The sequence below is a fragment of the Streptomyces sp. NPDC047002 genome, assembly GCF_040704505.1.
Classification (GTDB): domain Bacteria; phylum Actinomycetota; class Actinomycetes; order Streptomycetales; family Streptomycetaceae; genus Streptomyces.
This window is the reverse complement of record NZ_JBEYWC010000061.1, coordinates 1-3,670: the sequence shown is the minus strand read 5'-3', so window position 1 is coordinate 3,670 and position 3,670 is coordinate 1. Positions and strand designations below refer to the sequence as shown.

Sequence of the window (3,670 nt, the reverse complement as noted above, 5' to 3'; positions counted from 1 at the left end):
TTCTGCTCGCTCACCCCGCTCGGGAACCCGGTCCGCCCCTCCGCGCCCGCCGCAGCCGGGTCGCTCCGCGACGACAGGCCCGCAAGAATCGTACACGCACGTCAGGTTTGTGGTCGGCGGAGGAAGAACGTACCGGTCACCCTGCCGTGTGCGGCAAGATCGGTGGCTTGCGCCGGCCGCCGCTTCCCGCCGTGAAATTGCTGACGTGCGCGTACGGTCGTGCCGCCGGCACGGCGGCGGGTCAGCCGGAGGTCCTCGCGGTGGAGGCCCGCAGAGCCACGGCGTCCTGGAGGAGACCCGCCGCCAGGCAGGCGCCCACCCCTTCGCCCGCCCGGATGCGCAGGTCGAGCAGGGGTTCGAGGCCGAGGTGCCGCAGCAGCGGGGCATGGGCGCCCTCGCGGCTGCGCTGCCCTGCCACGAGGTGGGCGGAGACGGCGGGTTCGAGCCGCACGGCCAGTGCGGCTGCCACGCCGGTCGCGAGCCCGTCGAGCACGACGGCTGCTCCCCCGGCCGCCGCGCCGAGCGCGGCGCCCGCAAGCACGGCGATCTCCGGGCCGCCCAGCGCGGCCAACAGCACCAGCGGATCGCGGAGTCGGCCGCCGTGCGCACGGCGGGCCCGCGCAAGCGCCGCACCGACCACGTCCCTCTTGCGGTCCACCGTGCGGGAGTCGGCGCCCGAGCCGAGCCCGACCGCCTCCTCGGGGCCGAGTCCGAGCAGCGCGGCGGCGAGCGCCGCGGCCACCGTGGTGTTGCCGGTCCCCACCTCGCCGAGCGCCACCAGGCCGTCCCGCGCGAGGCGCCCGCCGAGCGCGCGGCCCCTGCTGACGAGCGCCGCCGCGTCGTCGGGGCCGAGGGCGTCGGCGCCGACCAGGTCGCCGCGCTCCCCGACCGGCCGCGCGCCGACCGCGCCGGGCACGGGCCCGCCTTCGACGCCCGCGTCCACCACACAGGGCGCAAGGCCCGCGGTGCGCGCGGCGACGGTCCCCGCCGCCTCGCCGGCCACGGCCGCGGCAAGCACCTCCCGGGTGACCGACGTGCCGTAGGCGGAGACGCCGTGCCGGCACACCGGGTGGTCGGCGCCGGCGAGCAGCAGGCTCCCCGCGGCGGGGCGCGGGTGGCCGAGGGCGAGCACCCGGTCCACGGCCCGGTCGAGCACGCCGAGCGCCCCTGGGGGCGTCAGCAGCCGGTCGGCCTCGTCGCGCACCGAGACGACCGCACGCTGGTCGGGCGCCCGCAGCCGGGAGCGGGGCGCGGCGGGGCGCGCCCCGGCCGGCCACCGGTCGCGGAAGACCACCTCGTCGAGCGGCAACCGCCGCGACCAGCCGGTGCGTTCGAGCCCCGGCGCGGGGGGACGCTCGTCGGGCCAGCCGAGGCAGAGCCAGCCGAGCGTCACCACCCCTTCCGGCAGGCCGAGCAGCCCTGCCAGGTCGGCGGGTTCGAAGAGGGTGACCCAGCCGAGGCCGAGCCCCTCGGCGCGCGCCGCGAGCCACAGGTTCTCGATCGCGCAGGCGCAGGACCACAGGTCGGCGTCGGGGAAGGTCGCCCGGCCGAGCACCCCGGCGGCGGGGGCGCGGCGGTCGCAGCAGACCACCACCCCGCAGGGCGCCTCGCGCACCCCTTCGAGCTGCAGGTCGAGCAGGCGGCGTGCGGACTCGGGGTCGAGTCCCGCGGCCTGCACGTGCCGCGCGCGGTCGGTCAGCACGGCGGCCCGCTCCCTGATCTCCGCGTCCTCGACGACGATGAAGCGCCACGGCTGGGAGTGGCCGACCGAGGGGGCGGCGTGGGCCGCGGCCAGCACGCGCCCGAGCACGTCGGGCGGCACGGGGTCGGGCCTGAAGCGCCGGATGTCGCGGCGCGCCGCGACCACCTCGTACAGCGCGTCGCGCCGCTCCTGCGGCAGGGCCCAGGCCCTGGGGTCCCCGGCGCGGGCGGCGGCCGACGTCGCGTCGCCGATGACCGGCACCGGCCTCGCCCAGGTCACGCCCCGCCCCGTTCGCCGGTGAGGACCGACAGGTACTGCGCCGTCGCCGCGCCCTTCTGCGGCGGCGCGGGCCAGGCGGCGTCCGCGAGGCGGGCGGCCACCGGGCCGATCACCGTGACCGCGGGCGGGTGCACGCCCGCGGCGTCCTGGGCGAGGCTGCCGAGCGCCGAGCGCAGCACCGTCTGCCGCGGCGAGCCCCCGTCCTGGACGGTGGCCGTGGGCGTCTGCGGATCCATGCCTGCGGCGAGCAGCGCCCCGGTGATGGAGGGCAGGGTCTCGACGGCCATCATCAGCACCAGGGTGGTGCCCGAGCGGGCCAGCGCGGCCCAGTCGGGCCCCGGCAGGGGCGAGTCGGGCGCGAGATGGCCGGAGACGACGGTGAACGCGTACCCGAGGCCGCGGTGGGTCAGGGAGATCCCGGCGAGGCCCGGCACGCCCACGGCGCTCGTCACCCCGGGGACCACGTCGACGGCGAGCCCCGCCGCGAGACACGCCTCGACCTCCTCCATGCCGCGCCCGAACACGAACGGGTCGCCGCCCTTGAGCCGCACGACCCGCCTGCCGAGCCGGGCGTGCTCGACCAGGTGGCGGTTGATCTCCCGCTGGGGCATCGCGCTGCCGCCCGGCACCTTCGCCGCGTCCACCAGCAGGACCGACGCAGGCAGCCCGGCCAGCAGGGACACCGGAGCGAGCCGGTCGTAGACGACGACGTCGGCGCGTTCGAGCGCCCGCAGGCCGCGCACGGTGATCAGGTCCGGGTCGCCCGGGCCGCCGCCGACGATGGTGACCGAGCCGGGGCCGGGCCCGTGGTCCTGCCCGGCCCGCGGGTCGAGGCACCAGACGCGGGCGGCGCGGGCGTCGGCGCGTACCGCACGGTTCTCGTCCTCGGTGTCGGCGCGCGGACACACCACCCATGCGCCGTCGAGCACGTCCGGGCGGTAGCCGTCGGCCACCAGCTCGACCCGGCCGCGCGCCACCAGGTCGGCGAGCGACGGCGTCAGGTCGCGGCCCGCCTCCGCCACGACTCTCACCCGGGCGCACGCGCCGAGCAGCGCCGAGGCCGCGGCAGCGGCGGCGGGGCCGCGCCCGACCACCACGGCGGGACGGTTGCGCGTCTGCGGGTACGGGGGCTGCGGCCTGGTCATGGGTCTCCATTCCCGCCGCCACCCGGCCGGCCACGCCGCTCGTCCGGCGTCGGAGTGGGGGGACGGCGAAGAGGTGTGCCGGCGTACGGTCCTGGCGCGGGCGCCGGGGCCGCCGCCGCGGGTGCCCGCTCGCGGCGGGCCCGCGCGCTGCCTGCGGGGGGGGGACCGGCGGTGCGCGTCGCTGGCTTCCAGGCCGCCGCCCGCCGCCCGGCGCGGCACCGGCCGCGGTCGGAACGGGGCGGCGCCAGGTCACAGGGCCGGGTCCGCGTCGGATTCGCACCGACTTCCCGCGCTGCCGTCGTGTGCGGCGATACCACCACACCGCCCCGGGGGCGTCAACCCGCTGGTCGCGTACGGTCGTATGCGCGCGCGGCCGTGCGCAGGGACGGGGAAGCGGCAGCGGCGGCCCCGCTCCCCCCGCGGGCACCGGGGCGTTTCCGCGCGATCGCCTACCATGGCTCGACCGAGGCAGAACGCACGATCGCGACGTACGCTGATATCTCACGTTCACGTACGGTCCATCGGACGAGGGCGACAGAGCGAG

The 3,670-nt window shown here is 78.5% G+C and carries 2 protein-coding genes; both read right to left on the bottom strand.

Features of this window, described 5'->3' with window-relative positions:
- Nucleotides 1-241: 241 nt before the first annotated feature.
- On the bottom strand, nt 242-1,981 hold the full coding sequence (gene bluB, locus AB0910_RS30885) for a 5,6-dimethylbenzimidazole synthase (protein ID WP_366747973.1): 1,740 nt from the start codon (nt 1,979-1,981) through the stop codon (nt 242-244).
- Entirely contained in the window at nt 1,978-3,126 is a 1,149-nt protein-coding gene (gene cobA, locus AB0910_RS30880; RefSeq protein ID WP_366747972.1) for a uroporphyrinogen-III C-methyltransferase, read from the bottom strand. The genes bluB and cobA overlap by 4 nt, the downstream gene beginning before the upstream one ends.
- Nucleotides 3,127-3,670: the final 544 nt, after the last annotated feature.